The 19,388-nt window shown below is 67.2% G+C and carries 17 protein-coding genes and 1 pseudogene; 11 read left to right on the forward strand and 7 right to left on the reverse strand.

Features of this window, described 5'->3' with window-relative positions:
- Positions 1–103 precede the first annotated feature (103 nt).
- The 4 genes and pseudogenes from ABDZ36_RS10080 to ABDZ36_RS10095 form a co-directional block, all read left to right on the forward strand.
- Positions 104–505, forward strand: a pseudogene (locus ABDZ36_RS10080) (hypothetical protein); the annotation flags it as partial.
- Positions 506–594: 89 nt separating this feature from the next.
- Positions 595–3,696 carry an oligosaccharyl transferase, archaeosortase A system-associated gene (locus ABDZ36_RS10085; RefSeq protein ID WP_211312220.1) on the forward strand — a complete coding sequence of 1,034 codons (3,102 nt, stop codon included), beginning with the start codon at positions 595–597 and terminating at the stop codon, positions 3,694–3,696.
- A gap of 7 nt (positions 3,697–3,703) precedes the next feature.
- Complete coding sequence (locus ABDZ36_RS10090) at positions 3,704–4,639, forward strand: DUF368 domain-containing protein (protein WP_211312219.1); 936 nt, start codon at positions 3,704–3,706, stop codon at positions 4,637–4,639.
- A gap of 45 nt (positions 4,640–4,684) precedes the next feature.
- Positions 4,685–5,056, forward strand: a complete 372-nt coding sequence (locus ABDZ36_RS10095) for a DUF8048 family protein (RefSeq protein ID WP_211312218.1) — start codon at positions 4,685–4,687, stop codon at positions 5,054–5,056.
- A 19-nt stretch (positions 5,057–5,075) separates the two neighbouring features.
- Here ABDZ36_RS10095 and ABDZ36_RS10100 read toward each other — a convergent pair whose 3' ends face one another.
- The 5 genes from ABDZ36_RS10100 to ABDZ36_RS10120 all read right to left on the reverse strand — a co-directional run bounded on the left by ABDZ36_RS10100 (position 5,076) and on the right by ABDZ36_RS10120 (position 9,876).
- Positions 5,076–5,261, reverse strand: coding sequence for a hypothetical protein (locus ABDZ36_RS10100; RefSeq protein ID WP_211312217.1), 186 nt, complete (start codon positions 5,259–5,261; stop codon positions 5,076–5,078).
- 117 nt (positions 5,262–5,378) lie between these two features.
- Positions 5,379–6,551: a Cdc6/Cdc18 family protein gene (locus ABDZ36_RS10105; RefSeq protein ID WP_211312216.1), complete on the reverse strand. Its 1,173-nt coding sequence runs from the start codon at positions 6,549–6,551 to the stop codon at positions 5,379–5,381.
- Between the two features lie 59 nt (positions 6,552–6,610).
- Entirely contained in the window at positions 6,611–7,690 is a 1,080-nt protein-coding gene (locus ABDZ36_RS10110) for a DUF7973 family transport facilitator (protein ID WP_211312215.1), read from the reverse strand.
- A 3-nt stretch (positions 7,691–7,693) separates the two neighbouring features.
- Entirely contained in the window at positions 7,694–9,226 is a 1,533-nt protein-coding gene (gene glpK / locus ABDZ36_RS10115) for a glycerol kinase GlpK (protein WP_211312214.1), read from the reverse strand.
- 191 nt (positions 9,227–9,417) lie between these two features.
- Positions 9,418–9,876, reverse strand: a complete 459-nt coding sequence (locus ABDZ36_RS10120; protein WP_211312213.1) for a DUF7992 family protein — start codon at positions 9,874–9,876, stop codon at positions 9,418–9,420.
- Between the two features lie 121 nt (positions 9,877–9,997).
- On the opposite strand from ABDZ36_RS10120, the gene glpA reads away from it, so the two are divergent.
- The 4 genes from glpA to ABDZ36_RS10140 are packed head-to-tail and all read left to right on the forward strand — an operon-like array spanning position 9,998 to position 15,383.
- Positions 9,998–11,722 carry an anaerobic glycerol-3-phosphate dehydrogenase subunit GlpA gene (gene glpA / locus ABDZ36_RS10125; RefSeq protein WP_211312212.1) on the forward strand — a complete coding sequence of 575 codons (1,725 nt, stop codon included), beginning with the start codon at positions 9,998–10,000 and terminating at the stop codon, positions 11,720–11,722.
- Positions 11,712–12,962, forward strand: coding sequence for a glycerol-3-phosphate dehydrogenase subunit GlpB (glpB, locus tag ABDZ36_RS10130; RefSeq protein ID WP_211312211.1), 1,251 nt, complete (start codon positions 11,712–11,714; stop codon positions 12,960–12,962). The genes glpA and glpB overlap by 11 nt, the downstream gene beginning before the upstream one ends.
- Positions 12,959–14,296: an anaerobic glycerol-3-phosphate dehydrogenase subunit C gene (locus ABDZ36_RS10135; protein ID WP_211312210.1), complete on the forward strand. Its 1,338-nt coding sequence runs from the start codon at positions 12,959–12,961 to the stop codon at positions 14,294–14,296. The genes glpB and ABDZ36_RS10135 overlap by 4 nt, the downstream gene beginning before the upstream one ends.
- 46 nt (positions 14,297–14,342) lie before the next feature.
- Entirely contained in the window at positions 14,343–15,383 is a 1,041-nt protein-coding gene (locus tag ABDZ36_RS10140) for a ferredoxin--NADP reductase (RefSeq protein WP_211312209.1), read from the forward strand.
- 57 nt (positions 15,384–15,440) lie between these two features.
- Here ABDZ36_RS10140 and ABDZ36_RS10145 read toward each other — a convergent pair whose 3' ends face one another.
- Both ABDZ36_RS10145 and ABDZ36_RS10150 read right to left on the reverse strand, forming a co-directional pair.
- Entirely contained in the window at positions 15,441–15,974 is a 534-nt protein-coding gene (locus tag ABDZ36_RS10145) for a PIN domain-containing protein (protein WP_211312208.1), read from the reverse strand.
- Complete coding sequence (locus tag ABDZ36_RS10150; protein ID WP_211312207.1) at positions 15,971–16,273, reverse strand: UPF0175 family protein; 303 nt, start codon at positions 16,271–16,273, stop codon at positions 15,971–15,973. Before ABDZ36_RS10150 ends, ABDZ36_RS10145 begins: the two co-directional genes overlap by 4 nt.
- A gap of 120 nt (positions 16,274–16,393) precedes the next feature.
- On the opposite strand from ABDZ36_RS10150, the gene ABDZ36_RS10155 reads away from it, so the two are divergent.
- From ABDZ36_RS10155 to purM, 3 genes are read left to right on the forward strand one after another with little or no spacing between them, the layout of a single operon-like run.
- Positions 16,394–17,680, forward strand: a complete 1,287-nt coding sequence (locus tag ABDZ36_RS10155) for a TraB/GumN family protein (protein WP_211312206.1) — start codon at positions 16,394–16,396, stop codon at positions 17,678–17,680.
- A complete protein-coding gene (locus tag ABDZ36_RS10160) occupies positions 17,677–18,273 on the forward strand; it encodes a zinc metalloprotease (protein WP_211312205.1) in 597 nt (198 codons plus the stop codon). Before ABDZ36_RS10155 ends, ABDZ36_RS10160 begins: the two co-directional genes overlap by 4 nt.
- Before the next feature lie 45 nt (positions 18,274–18,318).
- Positions 18,319–19,317 carry a phosphoribosylformylglycinamidine cyclo-ligase gene (gene purM, locus ABDZ36_RS10165; protein ID WP_211312204.1) on the forward strand — a complete coding sequence of 333 codons (999 nt, stop codon included), beginning with the start codon at positions 18,319–18,321 and terminating at the stop codon, positions 19,315–19,317.
- The last annotated feature ends 71 nt before the right edge of the window (positions 19,318–19,388 follow it).

Consider the following 19,388-nt stretch of genomic DNA (forward strand, 5'->3'; position numbering starts at 1 on the left):
CTGAGTTTCGCGGCTTCGTGGATCGACGAGTATCTTGGCGGATACCTCCAGAAGTTACGCTAGGTACTACGCGTTTCTGATTGGCGAACGAGACGCAACGCGTCTCGTCAACGCCGTCGATCCTGAATCTAACGAATTCCTTCACGTCAAGCTTGGTACAGTGCAAACCTCGGTCTTTCAGAACTCTTCTTTGGCGAACTCCGCGAGAAACACGACGTCGAGGACGTCCCCAGAAATCAGGGATTTCTGGTGTGCGAACGAGACGCAACGCGTCTCGTTAACGCTGTGTTTCTCGTCGATGGCGCGCCATGGCTTCAAGAAGCCCTCCGTCGCCATGGCCTCCGATTCCAACACGACACACGGGAATCGGAATGCTGTCGAACGTCTCTACAAAGAGATGAAACGACGAACAAACCAGTTTGCAAACTACCTCCGCCACGCCGACCCAGCAACCGCCGAAACGTGGTTGCTCGCCCAAGCCTTCTGCCAAAATCAGCTAATCTGAACAATGACGCCACATATCCACCGACCGACGGCACGTACACCCGCCCCACTTCACAAGGCTTATCCTCACTTTCCGTGTCGTCCGACGTAATGAGCGACGATACCGACCGGTCCGGTAGTCCCTCCACTACCGGGAGATCGGTCCTCGATATCGCGGCGGGCTGGTACCCAGTTCCCGTGGTCGCGCTCCTCATGGCGTTCATGCTATGGGTGCGCGGGCAGTCCTGGCAGAACTTCGTACAGAACGGGACCGTACTACTGAGCGGGAACGACCCGTGGTACCATCTCCGAAGCACGATGTACGTCGTCGAGCACTGGCCGTCGACGATGCCGTTCGATGTCTGGACGCAGTATCCGACCGGCGTCGCAGTCGGCCAGTTCGGCACGCTGTTCGACCAGATTATGGCGACCGTCGCCATAATCCTCGGCCTCGGAAGCCCGAGCGAGCACCTCGTCCGCTTGGTCGTCCTGTTCACGCCGGTCGTGGTCGGAGCGCTCGTCGCTATTCCGACGTACTACCTCGGGAAGCGGCTCGCCGGGCGCTCCGCGGGTGTCATCGCCGCCGGTGTCCTCGCGTTCCTCCCCGGGCTCTTCCTCCAGCGGAGCCTCGTCGGCACCGCGGATCACAACATCGCGGAGCCGCTCTTCCAGTCGCTCGCGGTTCTCGGCCTCCTCGTCGCGTTCCATGTCGCGGAGCGCGACAATCCGGTCTGGGAACAAGTCCGCGCACGCGAATGGGGCGCACTCAAGCCCGTCCTCGGCTGGAGCACACTCGCCGGGGTCGCCACGGCGCTCTACATGTGGATGTGGCCGCCGGGCGTCCTCCTTGTCGGGATCGTCGGGGTCTTCTTCCTCCTGAAGCTCGCGAGCAACCACTACAACGGCACGAGCCCGGATCACCTCGCCATCGTCGGCGTGACGAGTTCCATCGTCACTGGTGCCCTTCTGCTCCTGCCCTTCGACACGGTCGGGTTCTCCGCGTCGCGCTTCTCACTCCTCCAGCCCGCTGCGGCGTTCGGTGTCGCGGTCGCGTGTCTCTTCCTCGCGTGGCTCTCGCGGACCTTCGAGGCGCGGGACGTCGACCGGCGTGCGTACCCCGTCGCCGTCTTCCTCATCTCGGCCGTCGGGGCTGGCCTCGTGGCCACCCTCCTCCCCGACGTCTTCTCGATGATCTTCTCGAACCTCCAGCGCTTCGTCGCGTTCGACGCGAGCGCTGCCCAGCGCACCATCGGCGAGGCCCAGCCGTGGCTCGGGAGCCTCTCGAACTACGGCGGGTCGCGCTTCGCGCTGTTCTTCAGCTATTACGGCCTCGCGTTCTTCGCGATGCTCGCCGGTCTCGCGTGGTTGCTCTGGCGACCCTTCATTAACGCGAGTAGCCGGAAGCGTTGGTTCGCCGTCGTCGCGTTCGTCGTCACGGCGGTCGTCGTCGCGCTCCCCGGCCTCATCCCGACGATCGCGGGCAACCTCGGGCTCAACCCGACGTGGACCGGGATCGTCGTCGTCGGTGGCCTACTTTTCGCGTCGGTCGTTATCGGCGATCACGACGCCGAGAAGGCCTTCATCGTCGTTTGGACGCTGTTCCTGATCGCGGCGGCGTTCACGCAGGTGCGCTTCAACTACTACCTCGCAGTGCCGGTCGCGGTGATCAGCGGCTACGCCGGCGCGACGCTGCTCCACTCGGACTACGTGAACATCGGTGCAGTCCGCAGCTCCGTTGACGACGTTGAGGCGATCCACGTCTTCGCGGTCGTGGCGGTCCTCCTCGTCCTGATCGTCCCGCTCGCGGCGTCCGTGACGCTCAGCACGCCGCGCGGGAACGTCCAGACGTCCACGGCGGCTCAGACTGGCGCATCGACCGGCCCGGGCGGCGTGACCGGATGGGCACCGATGCTCAACTGGATGCAGAACAACACGCCCGCGGAGGGTGATTACGGGAACGCGAACAACGCCGACCAACTCGACTACTACGGCACGTACCACCAGACGGACGACTACGACTATCCGAAGGGGAGTTACGGCGTGATGAGCTGGTGGGACTACGGCCACTGGATCACCGTCCTCGGCGAGCGGATCCCGGACGCCAACCCGTTCCAGGGTGGCGCGACGTACGCCGCGAACTACCTGCTCGCGCAGAACGAGACGCAGGCCAACAACATCCTCGACTCGAAGGGGACCGCAGACGAGAAGACCCGCTACGTCGCCGTCGACTGGCAGATGGCCGCGGTGAACTCGAAGTTCAGCGCGCCGACGGTCTTCGCGGAGAACGTCAGCCAGTACGACTACTACCGCCCGATGCTGCAACAGACCGAGAGCGGGGGCTACCAGATCCGGGCGTACGTCCACTCGCAGAACTACTACGAGACGATGATGGTCCGCCTGTTCCGCTATCAGGGCTCGGCGATGTCGCCCGAGCCGATCGTGGTCGACTGGGACCAGACGACCGGCCCCTACTACATCACGGACGGACAGGGCACGATCCAGCAGTTCAACACCACGGCTGAGGCCGAGGCGTACGTCGCGAACGACTCGACGTCGCAGATCGGCGGCGTCGGGCGCTACCCGAGCGAGTACATCCCCGCGCTGGAGCACTACCGGCTCGTCGGATTGAGCACGGAAGCGCCCGCCCAGCAGCTCTCGAACATGCCGGCGTGGGCGAAGCTCTACGAGCGCGTGCCGGGCGCAACAGTGCAGGGGAGCGGCCCCGCGAACGCGAACGTCACCGCGTCGGTGACGATGTACTCGACCCAACTCGGGAAGGGGCAGAACTTCACCTACACACAGCGCGCCCAGACCGGGCCGGACGGTGAGTTCACGATGACGCTGCCGTACTCGACGACCGGCTACGACGAGTACGGGCCGGAGAACGGCTACACGAACGTCAGCGTCCGTTCGACCGGGAGCTACACGTTCAGCGCCAACGCCAACGGGTCCTACTGGACCGGCTCGGCGAACGTGACCGAAGGCCAGGTCAACGGCGCGAACGACACGGCCACGCAGGTCTCGATGAGCCAACTCGACCTCTCGTCGCTCCTCAGCGGGAGTAGCAGTAGCGACGACGGCTCGTCGAGTGGCGAAAGCGGCTCGTCGAGCGGAAGCGACAGTGGCAGTAGTACGAGCGGCGGCAGCGGGAGCGACGGCACGAGCGGCACCACGACCGCGGACGTGACTGCCCCGACAGCACGAGCGGCCTAATCGTCCGATGAGTGTGCGCGCGTGGCTCGGCGTCTATCTCCGCGGTGCCGCGATGGGTGCCGCGGACGCCGTCCCCGGCGTCTCCGGGGGCACCATCGCGCTCATCACCGGGATCTACGCCCGGCTGATCGACGCCATCGCCGGCCTCGATCCGCGCACCGCGCTCGCGCTCCTCGGACCCTCGGTCCGCACGCCGATCGACGCTGACGCCCGCGCGACTGTCCGCGACGAACTCGTCGCGATGGACGTCCCCTTCCTCTGCGTGCTCGGCGTCGGCGTCCTCTCGGCGGTCGTCACCGTCGCGAACGTCGTGCAGTATTTCCTTGATGCGCGGCCGGTGGCGACGTACGCCTTCTTCTTCGGGCTCGTCCTCGCCTCCGTGCTCGTTCTCGCGGATACCGTCAGCCTCGGAACGCCGCGTCACGTCGCGGCGGCCGTCGTCGGCTTCGTGCTCGCGTTCGTCGCAAGCGGTACCGCGGGCGGCCAGCTCCCGACAGGCCCCGTTACCACCTTCCTCGTTGGCGCGCTCGCCATCTGCGCGATGGTGCTCCCCGGCATTTCGGGATCGCTAATCCTCCTGACGCTCGGCCAGTACGACCGGATGACGGGCGCGGTCCACGGGGCGACGGCCGCGGCACTCGCCGGTGACGTGGGCGCACTCGGCGAGCACGCGACGACCCTCGTCGTCTTCATGGCCGGCGCGCTCGTCGGCCTCCTCTCCTTCGCGCGCGTCGTCGCGTGGGCATTCGAACACTACCGAACGGCGACGCTCACGTTCCTCGTCGCGTTGATGACCGGGGCGCTCCGTGCGCCACTCCGCCTTGCGTTCGCGGACGTCGCGACGCTCAACGTCGTTGTCGTCGGGCGCTTCATTCTCCTCGCCCTCGTCGGCGCGCTCGTCATCGTCGCCCTCGAACGCGCGAGCGGGACCGTCGGCTACTGACGGGAGAGGCGAGCGTCTGAAGACACACGCACCCGTACGGAAGGTATGAGCGACGATCACCCGGTGTCGACGGACTCAATCCACGAGGTAGCCGCGAATCGCGACGTCTCGACGGACCTCCTCGAAACCGAACTCGCGGCGTTTCAGGACCTCGCGAATGACTCACCTGGCGTCGAGAGCGTTGAGGATCTCGTCTACGAGTGGCGTAACGCCTTTCGCGACGACCCGCTCGTCGAACGGACGAGCGATGCGTACTACCTCGCAGTGGGCGAGCGCGTCTGGCGGGATTTCGCGGCGCGCCTCGACTGGGACGCGGCCGTTCGGGAGGCCGTACAGGCCGCCCACGAGCGCGCGCTCGAGGCGGCGCTCGGTGATGAGGTCGACGACGAACGGTTCGCGCTCGTGCTACGGCGCTAAAACGGATGGACGACGGCCGCTAGTCGCCGCTCTGGTGGTGAACCCAGTTCTGGATGGCGATGAGGTCGTCGCTTCCACAGCCGCCACAGTCCTCGGGCGGGTCGAAGCTGCGTTTGCCGGTCGCGGTCCGTCGCGGCGTCCCGGCGTGGATGAGTTGACAGTCGTTACAGACGTATCGCGCCACGTCCTCCGGTGAGTGTGACATACGCAGGCGTACACAGCGGACGAGTAAAAGCGCTTCCCCCGAAAGCGTCGTTTTCAGCGCGTAGACGCGTCTATGGCGGTGATCTACGGTTTTCTGGCCGGTGGCTGGCCGGCCGTGTCACCGCCGCAGGTCGTACAGCTTCCGGAAGACCGTCGGGGGAAATCGCAGCTCAACGCGACTCGGCATGCGTCCCTTTCCCCCACCGTCAGCCACGGGGACGCGTTCGAGAATGCCGGCTTCAGCGAGCTCGTAGAGATAGCGTTCGATCGTTCCCGTCGAGAGGTCGACGTCGGCGTCGGTCCCGATCGCCTCCGCGGTCGCGGTGACCGAACGGCGTTCTTCGTCAGTCAGATCGACGAGCGCCCGGAGAACGCGCCGTTTGTTCGCCGGGAGCGCGAGTACTTCGCCGAGCGAGACGTCGGGGCGCGGAATGGCGTCGCAAGCCGCATCGACATCGGCCGCACTGAGGCGTGTCTCGTCGCGACTCTCGGTGTGCTCCGCGGCCGCGAACAGCGCGGCGAGCGCGTCGTGGGCGTTCCCATCGGCCCAGCCGGCGATCCGGCGGGCGAGGCCGTGCTCGAGCGCGCCCTGCGCAAGCCCCTCGGACGCGCGCGTCATCAGCACGTCAATAAGCACGCGACGCCGATACGCGTCGATCTCGATCGTCTCAGTGGCGGCCGTCGCGAACGGGCAGGCCTCGGGTGCGTCGCGGCCGACCGCCAGCCAGCGCGCGTCGTCCGGCAGCGAGTCGAGGCGATCCCGAAGGGCGCTTGTGTCGACGCGTGGCGAACCAACGTGATCGATGGCGATGACGACACCGGCCCCCGAGCGATCGAGATGCTCGTGAAGGCGGTCACGGATTTCCTCGGTCCCGACGCCGTGTTCGGGGATCGACTCCTCGACGACGGCATCGAGAACGCGGCGATAGAAGGCGAACTCGCTCGGCGTCTCGCGTAGATCGACGTAGACCAACCGGGGCGCTGTCGAGGTGCTTGCGCGCGTGCTCGTGTGAATAACGGACTGACTCTGCACGGAGAGATCGTCGAGACGGGCGAACAGCGCCGTCACGACGGCCGTCTTTCCAGCGCCGAACGGTCCGTGGACGTACGCGTTCGGGGGGAGTCGGCCGTCGAACACCGGGTCGAGGTAGTCGAGCAGGCGCTCGATGGCCGGTCCGCGGCCGGACGGATCCTCGACGTGCGTAACCGGCGAGAGCGCACCGTGTTCGCGGATCAGCCGCTGGGAGTCGGCCCGGTGTTGGCGTCGTCGTATCCGTGCGTCGATATCCATGATAGTGTGGAAGTGTACCTTCTACTGATTGCGCGATGGAAAAACGGACTGATGCGGCCTTAGATGCCGAGGTAGGCCGCGTTCGGCAGGAGGCCGATCAGGTAGCAGACGCCGATGGCGAACATGACGGCGGCAATCGCCATCGCCGGCGGGTCGACGTGCGTCCCGGAGTGGGAGTAGAAGACACGCTGGGAGGCCTCACCGACGATACCGGTGATGGCACCGAGCGCGCCGGCGGCGAGCAGCGCGACGAGCGCGCTCCCGAACATCGGCATCGCGATGACCGCACCGACCGCTCCGAGGAGGGTGAGGTGGTGCGTGACCGGGATCTTCGCGACGCCGAGGTTGAGGAACAGCAGGCTCGCCGCGGAGATGCCGTAGCCGAGGAAGACACTCCCGGTCTTGAGCCAGATGTAGCCACCGAGGATCCCACCGACGAGACCGATCGCCGTCACACCGACCCACTTGTACTGGTGGGGGAGCCACGGTTCGACCGCGAGTCGGCCGGCGTTCCCCTCGGGGACGTCGTCGGCCTGCTCGCGCGATTCCTCGCGCTCGAAGGGCCCCATGTCGAAGTAGCCGTCGCCCGCGGGCTTCCCGATGAGCGGGTAGCCGAAGACGAGGCGGGCGATCATCGCGGTGAGGAAGACCGACAGCGCGATACCGTCGGTCGGGAGGCCGAGGCCACTTGAGAGTTGCGAGATGAGCATCCCGAGCACGCCGAAGATCGCGCCGACCGCGAGGATGTCCGGCTTGGTACCGTAGGCTTCCGTGATGTTCTTCCCGAGGTGGTAGTCCCACCCCTTCGGGTTCATCTCGGGGTACTTCTTCCCGACGTACGCCGAGGCGGCGACGCCGGCGGCGAACGAGATGTGCGGGCCGGTGACGGCACCGAAGCCGATGACGCCGGTGACCCCGACGGCGAGCTGGCCGTCCGGGATGACGTCGAGACCGCTGATCGACCGCTGCAGGATCGCGAGGCCCTCACCGAGGAAGACGACGAACCCCGTGAAGACGAACGAGGGAAGCGCGCCAAGGGCCGCACCGAGCGCCCCGCCCGCAAGCGCGGCGATGACGAGGACGAGGAACGGCTCGATCTCCATCCCGATGACCGGGATCGCTTGGAGTGGTGCGTACATCGCTCACTCCTCCTGCGCCCAGTCAAGTGAGCGCTCAACAGCATCGTCCCAGCGACCATACATCTGATCGGCCTTCTCTGCGGCCATCTCGGGTTCGAACTCGCGGTCGATCTGCCAGTTCGAGCGGAGTTCGTCGATGGTGTCCCAGTAGCCGACGGCGAGACCAGCGGCGTACGCGGAGCCGAGCGCCGTGGTCTCGTCAACGACCGGACGCGCGATGTCCGTTCCGAGAATGTCGGCCTGGAGCTGACAGAGGAAGTTGTTCTTCACCGCACCGCCATCGACGCGCAGGGAGGTCGTCTCGACGCCCGAGTCGGCCTCCATGGCTTCCGCGATGTCGCGGGTTTGGTAGGCGATGGATTCGAGCGTCGCGCGGACGATGTGCTCCTTCTTCGTCCCGCGGGTCATCCCGACGATGGTGCCGCGCGCGCGACCGTCCCAGTGGGGGGCACCGAGGCCCGTGAACGCTGGGACCATGTAGACGCCGTCAGTGGAGTCAACGGAGCGTGCGAGCTCGGCGGTCTGTGCGGCGTTGTCGATGAGGTCGACGTCTTCGAGCCACTCGATCGCCGCGCCCGTGACGAAGATGGAGCCTTCGAGGGCGTACTGTACGGGCTCGCCGGACATCTGGAAGCCGACGGTGGTGAGCAGGCCGTGGTCGGACTCGACGGCCTCGTTCCCCGTGTTCATCAGGTAGAACGAGCCGGTGCCGTAGGTGTTCTTCGCGTCGCCGGCGTCGAAGCAGGTCTGGCCGAACAGCGCGGCCTGCTGGTCGCCGAGCGCGCCCGCGACGGGGACTTCGGCACCGAGGAACCCATCGGGGTCGGTGTAGCCGTAGTAGTCCTCGTCGGAGGACGGGCGGACCTCGGGCAGCATCTCGCGGGGGATGTCGAACTCCGCTAAGAGCTCGTCGTCCCACGCCATCTCATGGATGTCGAAGAGCATCGTCCGCGAGGCGTTCGTGACGTCCGTGATGTGCTCACCGGTGAGGTTGTAGATGAGCCAGCTGTCGATGGTGCCCATCAGCACCTCGCCGTCGCGGGCCCGATCGCGGAGGTTCTGTACCCGGGACGATTCGAGCTTGAGCGGCTCGGCGTTGTCGAGGAGCCACTCGGTCTTCGTCGCCGAGAAGTACGCATCGACCTCGAGTCCGGTCTTCGCGCGGATCTCCTCGGTTCGTCCCGCCGCCTCTAACTCCTCGACGCGGTCGGTCGTCCGGCGGTCCTGCCAGACGAGCGCGTTGTGGATCGGCCGCCCGCTCTCGGCGTCCCAGACGACGGTCGTCTCGCGCTGGTTGGTGATGCCGATGCCCGCCAACTGCGTGGCGTCGAGGTCGGCGTCGTCGAGCGCGGTCCGTACGACGGCCTGTGTGTTCTCCCAGATCTCGACCGGGTTGTGTTCGACCCATCCGGGCTCCGGATAGATCTGCTCGTGCTTCTCGTAGGCGTTCGCGACGACTTCGCCGCTGTGGTCGAAGACGATGAAGCGCGTCCCCGTCGTGCCCTGATCGATCGAACCGACGTATGTTTCATCCATGGATTCCCTCCGGCGGCGTTTTTCTTTACGCATATCGCCGCCCTACCGATATATAAACATAATAGATGATAAAGGTTTCTCTGCTCGGTCGATATATCTGGCACATCGCGCGTGTAAGTTCGCTCAGTTGGGCGTTCGGCCCTTCGGCGTCTCGGGTCGACGGCGGCCCGGATCAGCCCCAAGCTGGGGGCTCAGAAGTCGGGCAGGTCGTCGGGTGCCTCGTAATCGGCGTCCCAGTCGACGTAGTCGGCCTTCAGGCGATCGGAGACGATCCGGCCGAGCTCCGTGAGTTCGGCGTTGATGGCCGAGACGGTGCTCCACGAATCGAGATCCGGATGGAGGTCGCGCTCCTTCCAGTCCTCCGGGAGGCCCGGCGCGTGATAGCCCACGCGGTCGGCGAAGTCGTCCCAGAAGAAGTCGAAGCGCTCGATCAGATCGAGGTCGACGACGATCTGCCACTCGGACGCATCGAGGCCGCTTTGCGCGGCCCACTCGGCGAACGCCTCGTCCCACGCGCCCTCGTGGAGGAAGGCATCGAGATCGTCGCGGTGCGTGTCGTTCGCGCCCGAGGCGTCCACGTCGTCGTAGTCGCTCAGGTCAGCGTCCGTCTCCAACTCCGGCGGGTCCGGCGTCTCGACGTCGAGGCTCATGCCGTGAGAAGGACGTCCCGGCCCGAAGTAGATTGCGCTGCGACGACAGCTATGGTTTACTCTCACCTCGCGAGAGGGGATAAACATAAGGAGCCACATGCGAGATATACGGGCGAACAGTATGGGAACGAGAACCGGGGTCCTCGTCGTCGGTGGCGGCTCGACGGGGTGTGGTGTCGTCCGCGACCTCGCACGCCGTGGCGTCGACGTGACCCTCGTCGAGAAGGGGAACCTCACGAACGGGACGACGGGACGGATGCACGGCCTGCTTCACTCGGGCGGACGCTACGCCGTCTCCGATCAGGCAAGCGCGCGCGAGTGTATCGAGGAGAACCGCGTCCTCCGCGACATCGCCGGCCACTGCGTCGAGGAGACCGGCGGCCTCTTCGTGAAACGCCCGGAGGACGACGAGGAATACTTCCAGGAGAAACTGCAGGGCTGTCGCGACTGCGACATCCCCGCCGAGGTGCTCACGGGTGCCGAAGCCCGCGAGCGCGAACCGTATCTGGCGACGGACGTCGAGAAGGCCATCGCGGTCCCCGACGCCGCGATCGACCCCTTCCGCCTCTGCGTCGCCAACGCCGTCGACGCCGAGGACCACGGCGCGCGGATCGAGACGCACGCCGAGGTGACGGATCTCCTCGTCGAGGACGGCGAGATCGTCGGCGCGACGGTGCGCCACGAATCCGGGAAGGGCCCGCGTGAACACGGGATAGCCGGCGAGACGGAGGACATCTACGCCGATCACGTCGTGAACGCCGCGGGGGCGTGGGCGGGACGTATCGGCGACTTCGCGGGCTTGGATGTCGCCGTCCGCCCCTCGAAGGGCGTGATGACCGTGATGAACACTCGGCAGGTCGACACGGTCGTGAACCGCTGTCGACCGAAGGGCGACGCGGACATCATCGTCCCCCACGAGACCGCGTGCATCCTCGGGACGACGGACGCGGAGGTCTCGGACCCCGAGGACTACCCCGAGGACGAGTGGGAGGTCGACCTCGTCATCGACACGCTGAGCGAACTCGTCCCGATCCTCCAGGAGGCACGGACGATCCGCTCCTTCTGGGGCGTCCGCCCGCTCTACGAACCACCCGGAACGGGGACGCAGGACCCGACCGACATCACGCGCGACTACTTCACGCTCGATCACGCCGAACGCGACGACGTGCCGGGCATGACGACCATCGTCGGCGGGAAGCTCACGACCTACCGGATGATGGCCGAATCCATCACCGATCACGTCTGCGAGAAACTCGGCGTCCAGGCCGAATGCGACACCGCCGACGTCCCGCTGCCGGGGAGCGAGCGGCCGGGCGACATCGAGGCCGCGATGGAGCGCTTCGGCCTGCGCTCGCCCGTCGCACGCCGGAGCGCCCAGCGCCTCGGCTCGCGGACCGAGGACGTCCTCGCGTCGTGCGACCCGAACCCCGTCGTGTGTAGCTGCGAGGGCGTCACGCGCGCGGAGGTGCAGGACGCGATCGAGCAGGCGGGCACCGACCTGAACGCCGTGCGCCTGCGGACGCGCGCCTCGATGGGCAACTGTCAGGGCGGGCGGTGTGCGCACCGGATGGCGGCCGAACTCCATCCCGAGCACGACGAGCCGAGCGCCCGCGCGGCGCTCGACGAACTTCGCGCGGAACGCTGGAAGGGCCAGCGCCACGCGCTCTGGGGCGAACAGCTCTCGCAGGCGATGTTGAACCACGCGCTCCACGCCGCGACGCTGAACGAGGACGACGATCCGGCACGGACCGACACGGATGTCGAGTGGGCCGCCTTCGACGACGGTGCGGAGGGCACGCACACCGAGCACGCCACGGGCGACACGGAGGGCGCACATGGCGATTGAGGACGACGTCCTCGTCGTCGGTGGCGGCGTTGCCGGCATGACCGCGGCGCTCGCGGCCGCTGACACGGGCGCGTCCGTTCGGCTCGTCACGAAGAGCCAGAGCACGCTCCGACACGCGAGCGGGCTGATCGACGTGCTCGGCTACGCGGACGACAAGCTCCTCGCCGATCCGTTCGACGCGCTCGACGACCTCCCGGCCGACCACCCCTACTCGAAGGTCGGCGTCAAGGCGGTCCGCGACGGTCTCGCGCGATTCGACGACGTGGCGGGCGATCTCTACCGAGGCGGACACACCGAGAAGAACGCCCTCCTGCCGACGCACGGTGGGGCGGTGAAACCGACTGCACGCTATCCCGCGAGCGCCGCTGCCGGCCTCGCGAGCGACGAGCGCGACGCCCTGCTCGTCGGCTTCGAGACGCTGAGCGACTTCGACGCACCGCTCGCCGCCGACCACCTCCGCGCTGCCGGCGTCCCCTTCGACGTCCGGGGCGCGACGGTGTCGTTCCCCGGCGAACCCCGCGCGGACGCGAAGATCACGCGCTACGCACACGCCCTCGACGAGGATACCGACGACGAGCGCGAGCGCCTCGCGAAACGAGTCGCGCGCGTTCACGACGGCGAACCGCGGGTCGGCTTCCCGGCCGTGCTCGGCGAGGACCATCCTGCGGACGTGCGCGGGACGCTCGCCGACGTCCTCGACGCGGCCGTCTTCGAGGTGCCGATGGGGCCACCGAGCCTCCCCGGCACCAGACTCGAGGCCGCCTACGAGCGCGCGCTCCGTGAGGCAGGCGTCAACGTCGTTCGCCGGCCCGTCGCGGGCTACGAGACGGACGGTGAGAACCGACTGACCGCGGCGATCGTCGAGCGCAACGGCCAGCATATCCCCCACTACGCGGACGCGTTCGTCCTCGCCACCGGCGGGTTGGTCGGCGAAGGCATCGACTCGGACCGCGACGGCGTCTACGAACCCGTCTTCGACTGCCACGTTCCCCATCCCGCGGACCGGTACGACTGGTTCGTGGACGAGACGTTCGGCGACCACCCGTATCCGCGCTTCGGCGTCGTCGTGGACGACGAATTGCGACCGCGGGACGCGGACGGCCGCATCGAATTCGAGAACCTCCGCGCCGCCGGCAGCGTCGTCGGCGGTGCCGACTTCGCCGCGGAGTGCTCCGGGATGGGCGTCAGCCTCGCGACGGGCGACGCCGCCGGGAGCGCCGCAGGAGCTGATACCCAATGAGTGACGCAGAATCCCCGAGCGACGAGTTCGAACCGATCGAGGTCTTCCCCGACGAGGAGACGCCCGACCTCCGGCCGGGCGCGGACGACTGTTATAAGTGTTCGGCCTGCGACACCAACTGCCCGGTCGCGGAGGTCGACGACGACTTCCCCGGGCCGAAGTTCCAGGGCCCCGAGCAGTGGCGACTCAAGCGCAAGGAGGACGCCTCCGTCGACAGTTCGGTCTCGAAGTGCTCGAACTGCATGCGCTGTGACTCGGCGTGCCCGAGCGACGTGCCGCTCTCGCAGATGCACAACACCGCGCGCGCCGAGTACGTCGAGGAGGAACTCTCCATGACGGACCCGACGTACTGGCGCAATCGCATCCTCGCGAACTACCGGACGTCGGCGTTCCTCGCCAGCAAGGTCCCCCGCATCGCGAACTTCGCGATGAACTTCGGGCCGGCGCGCTGGGCGATGGAGAAGACCCTCGGCGTCACGAGCGAACGCGAGTTCCCCGCCTTCGCCACCGAGACCTTCCGCGAGTGGTGGGAGCACGAAGGCGGCGCAGACGGCTCGCGCGAACGCGCTCGTGCGGCCCGCGAACGCCGCGGCGACGATGTAGACGCAGAGAAGAAGGTCGCGTACTTCCACGGCTGTTACGCGAACTACAACACCCCGGAGGTGGGTAAGGCGATGGTGCGCGTCTTCGAGCATTTCGGCTACGAGCTCGTCGTCCCGAAGCAGCGCTGCTCGGGGACGCCGATGTTCGCCAACGGGATGCTTGAGGACGCCGAGCGCCACGCAAAGGTGAACGTCTCCTCGATGGGCGACCTCGTGGAGCAGGGGTACGACGCCATCGCGTCGTGTACCTCGTGCTCGATGGCGCTCCGCCAGGAGTACCCCGAGCTCTTCGACATCGAGGGGATCGAGGAACTCGCCGAGAACACCTGGGAGGCCCTCGAATACCTCCGCGTCCAGGAGGACCTCTCGGGCGAACTCTCGGCCGCGACGGTCGAGGACGAGTCCCTCGCCCAGCTCGCCTATCACGCGCCGTGTCACGCGCGCAACCAGGGACTCGACGGCCAGGCGCTCGAACTGTTCGAGGATCTCGCGGGCGTCGACGCCGAGGACGTCGGCGACTCCTGTTCGGGCATCTCGGGCACCTACGGCTGGAAAGAAGAGAAGTACGAGACGTCCATGAAGATCGGCGACGAGATGTTCGAGCACATGGAGGAGGCAGAGGGCGAAGTCGGCATGACGGAGTGTCCGACGTGCTCGATGCAGATGGAGCACGGCACCGGCTACGAGATTAAACACCCGCTCGAAGTCGTCGAGTCCGCCCTCGTTTCCTGACTCTCGGCCCGTCGCGTTTACAGCGCTCGCCCACCTGGTTGTGTATATGACCGAGGGCACGCATCCCCGCCTCGACGAGCAGGTCGAGGAACTCCCGCTGTTGACCGACACGGCGACGGTGACGCGGGTCGAGGCGCTCGATGAGCAACGACACGACGAGATCCGCCGGGCAGTCCACCGATTACTGCGCGAGCACGGCGCGGACGTCACACGACACATCGCGGACGACGGCATCGCGTGGAACGCTCTCGAGGACGCCACCGCGGACCTCGATCTGCCGGATGTGACGCGGAAGAAACTCCGGACGCTCCGCGAGCGCGACGAGCGGAACTTCCCCTCGCTCGTCGAGGTGGCCTTCGACCCCGAGGAGCCCTTCGACTTCGCGCCCGGGCAGTTCGTCACCATTCGCTTTCGCGGGACGCCGCGGCCCTACTCGATCGCTTCGTCGCCGAACGCCGAGGAGATGTCGCTCTGCGTCAGGCGCGTGCCCGGCGGGCGGCTCTCCGAGAAGCTCTGTGCGGAGCTCCGTCCCGGCGACGAACTCCCGGAGCTTCGCGGGCCGAACGGCGACTTCACCTTACAGGCCCCTTCCGCGAACGACATGGCGTTCCTCGCCACCGGAACGGGGATCGCGCCGCTGCGCTCGATGGTGAACTACGTCTTCGAGGAGGGCCGCGACACCTACGAGGGCGACCCCCGCGACATCTGGGTGTTCCTCGGGGCGTCGTGGGAGGACGACCTCGCGTTCCGTGAGGAGTTCCGCGCCCTCGACGCCGCCCACGAGCATTTCCACTTCGTGCCGTGTCTCACGCGCGAACGCTACCTCACCGGCTGGACGGGCGAGACCGACTACGTCCAACAGACCCTCATCAAATACCTCGTCGAGGACGCCGAGGCACCCACGCTCGACGCCGACCTCCGCAAGTTCTTGGACGCCGAGCCCGAGACGGACATCGAGGCCCGCATCGACCCCGGCGAACTAGAGGTGTACGCCTGTGGGGTCTCCGCGATGGTGCAGACACTTGAGGACGTCTGCTCCTGCGTCGGCGTCGAGGGCGGCGACATCCGCGGCGAAGGGTACGGGTGAGCGGGGCGAGAAGAATACCGGTAAGCGGGTGAAGAGTACGGGTGGACGGCGAATCGTTCACGCGCCGTCGGCAGAGCGTGCCGCGTCGTCGATCAGGGCATCGGTTTTCGCACGGAGCGCGCCCGTGAGGTGGAGTCCATGTGCGTCGAGGCGGGAGACGAGATCTTTCGCTGCGTCCGGGTCGAGGCCCTCGTCGACGGCTCGAACGACGACGCCGATCGTCCCCGTAACGGTCGCTCCCAGCCCGCGACACGTCGTCCGAACGCGCTGATCGTCGGAGACGACGCCGACCGCTCGGTCGTCGCCGGTGTACGCGAGGACAGCGGCAACGATGTGGACATCGCCGTGCTCGGTGTCGTCACCAAGGACGTCCAGCGCCTGCGGCACGCGCTCGCGAACCCCATCGAGATCCGCCGAGACGTCGTGGCGACCGACGAACCGTTCGAGGTTCGTCCTCGCGGGTTCGGTCGTGACCTCCTCGCGGACGGCCGATGGAACGACGAGTTGGCCGTCGAGGCAGGTGAGACGCTCCAGTTCACCGATGGTCCCGAGTGCGATGAGCGTCGTCGCGTCGAGGAAGATATCCGTCACAGATCGCGGGCCGCGTTCACGTCCGCCTCGAGGTCGTCGGGAGAGAGCTGCGTCGTGAGGTTGTGTTCGCGCGCAATCTCGAACCACTCCGCGAGGCTGACGCCCGCGAGCCGGGCGGCCTCGTGCGTGGAGACGTCGCCGGACTGGTACCGCTCGATCGCGATCCGGCACCGAAGCGTCGTGAGCCCCTCTTCGAGCGCCTTCCGAATCACGGTGCTCTTGTCCTCGTCGAGTAAGTCGACGACTGCTTCCAGTTCCGACTCGTCGTCGTCGGGGATCCGCGCGCTGATCGACGGCATGTATACACTGTAGCACGGCGTAATGCATAATCGTTGCGACAGTCGCCCCCGCGACGCCCTGCTTCGGGCCGCGTGCGGTGACGACACACGTAAGGGCCGGTGGCGAGTACGCTCGCGATAATGAGTGACAGCGCGCGCGACGGCGAGGGCTCGGTGCGGCTCGTCGGGACCGCGCACGTCTCCGCCGACTCCGTCGCGGAGGTCGAACGCGTCATCGAGGAGGAAAAACCCGATGCGGTGGCGGTCGAGCTCGACGAGGGGCGCTACCGGCAGATGAAGGGCGGGACACCGGACGAAATCGCGCCCGCCGACCTCCTACAGGGGAGCATGGCGCTCCAGTTCCTCGCGTACTGGCTACTCTCCTACGTCCAACAGCGAATGGGCGAGCGCTTCGACATCGACCCCGGCGCGGACATGCTCGCGGCGGTCGAAAAGGCCGAGGCGGTCGGCTCGGAGGTCGCGCTCGTCGATCGGGACATCCAGGTGACGATCCAGCGCTTCTGGGCGCGGATGGGGTTCTTCGAGAAACTCCGACTCGTCGGACAACTCCTACTCGCCGTCCTCGGCGTCGGCGGCGGGAAGGAGGTCGAGGAAGTGTCGATGGACGAGCTGACCGACACGGACGTCGTCTCCGCGATGATGGAGGAGTTCCGTCAGTTCAGCCCGACGGGGGCCGAAGCGCTCATCGACGAGCGCGACGCCTACCTCGCGCACAACATCATCCGGCTCCGCGAGCAGGGTAAACACGTCGTCGCAGTCGTCGGCGCGGGCCACAAAGCGGGGATCGAGCGCTACCTCGACCACCCGGAGGAACTCCCGCCCATGGAGTCACTGACGGGCCGCGTCGAGAAGCGCTTCTCGCTGTTCAAGCTGTTCGGGAGCCTCCTCACGCTCGGGTTCCTCGCGTTCTTCGGCCTCGTGTTGATGGCGGGCGTGAGCAACGGAACGCTCCTCCGACTCTTCGCCGCGTGGTTCCTCTTCAACGGGATCGTCGCCGCGGGGCTCGCACTGCTCGGCGGCGCGCACTGGACGTCCGCCGGTGTCGGCGGCGCGGTGGCGTGGCTGACGAGCGTCAACCCGTTGCTCGCCCCCGGCTGGTTCGCGGGCTACGTCGAACTGCGCTACACGCCCGTCCGCATCAGCGACATCGGGACGCTGAACGACATCCTGAGCGACGAGACACTCCCGATCAAGGAGGTCTTCTCGCGGATGACCAACGTTCCACTCTTCCGGCTCATTGCCGTCGTCGCGCTCACGAACCTCGGGAGCATGATCGCGAGCTTCCTCTTCATCCCGCTCGTCCTGCCGCTCGTCGGCGGCGACCTCGGGAGCGTGAGCGAGATCGTCGCCGTCCTCGTACAGGGCGCACAGAACAGCCTCGACCTCCTCCGGGGGCTGGTAGCGTGACGAGCCTCTCCTTCGACGGGCGTGAACTACGCGACCTCCTCGTCGCGTGGCTCGCGCTCGGCGTCGCATTTACCTTCTTCTACGAGCGCGTCACGATCACCACCATCGGGGCCGTCCTCACCTCACCGGGCTTCCTCGTCGCCCTCGCCGTCAGCCTCCTCACCGCGGGCATCGGCTTCCTCCTCCACGAGCTCGCACACAAGGTCGTCGCCGTCCGTTACGGGCAAGTTGCGGCGTTCCGCGCAGACTACGGCCTGCTCGCGCTCGCGGTGCTCGGCGGCCTCGCCGGCTTCCTCTTCGCCGCGCCCGGCGCAGTCGTCCACCGGGGCAGACTCACGTCACGCCAATCCGGACTGATCGCGCTCGCCGGCCCTGTGACGAACCTCGCGCTCGCCGCCCTCTTCATGCCGTTCGCGCTCGTCGGCAGCGCGCTCGCGTGGCGCGGCGTGACAATCAACCTCCTGCTCGCCGGCTTCAACATGCTCCCCGTCGGCCCGCTCGACGGCAACACGGTCCGCTCGTGGAACACGTACGTCTACGTCGCCGTCGCCGTCCCGAGTATCGCCCTCGCCGCGTACGCGTTGTACGTCTGAGCATACACCGCTATCCTTTTCGCGTCCGATTACGCACGCCCGTGTATGAGTGAGGACGCGGACACCGGGAGCGACGAGGAGGGCATGACGTACGCCGAGGCGGGCGTCGACATCGACGCGAGCGAGGCCGCAACCGCCGCGCTCGTCGACGCCGTCGCGGACGTCGGCAACACGACGGACTACGCGGGTCTCGTCCCCGTCGGCGATCAGTACCTCGCGCTCGCCACGGATGGCGTCGGCACAAAACTCCTCGTCGCGGAGGCGATGGCCGACTACTCCACCGTCGGCATCGACTGCATCGCGATGAACGTCAACGACCTCGTCGCGGCGGGCGTCGCACCCGACGCATTCGTGGACTACCTCGCCGTCGACGAACCAAGCGAGGAGCTCACGTCACAGATCGGCCAAGGTCTCGCGGCCGGTGCCGAGGAGGCGGGCATGGCGCTCGTCGGCGGCGAGACGGCCGTGATGCCCGAAGTCGTGAACGGCTTCGACCTCGCAGGTACCGTCGCCGGGATCGCCACCGAAGACGACCTCTTCCCCGGCGAGGCCGAGGCGGGCGACGCGCTCGTCGGCTTCGCCTCGACGGGGATCCACTCGAACGGCCTCACGCTCGCCCGAAAGGCAGCCACCGACGGCGACGGCACGTACCAGGACGAGTACCCCTACGAGGGGTATGCAACGGTCGGCGACGCGCTCCTCGAGCCGACGCGCCTCTACACCTACCTCCTCCCGCATCTCCGCGAGCGCGAGGTCCACGCGGCCGCCCACGTCACCGGCGGCGGCTGGACGAACCTCTCCCGGATGGGCGAGTACGAGTACGACGTCACGGACCCCCTCCCCGCCCAGGACGTCTTCACCTTCGTCCAAGAGCGCGGAAACGTCGACGTCGAGGAGATGCACCGGACGTTCAACATGGGCACGGGGTTCGTCGTCGCGCTCCCCGATTCGGAAGCCGAGAAGCTCGTCGTCGAGACCGACGGCGAACGCATCGGGACCGTCCGCGAGGGCGACACAGTCGAGATCCGCGGCCTCTCGCTCTAGGGGCGCGGCCCCTCCCGCCATCGTCGCCGGGAGTGAAGCGCGCCCGAACCGGCGCGCTCGCGGACCCTCCG

The sequence above is a fragment of the Halarchaeum salinum genome (assembly GCF_039520965.1).
Classification (GTDB): domain Archaea; phylum Halobacteriota; class Halobacteria; order Halobacteriales; family Halobacteriaceae; genus Halarchaeum; species Halarchaeum salinum.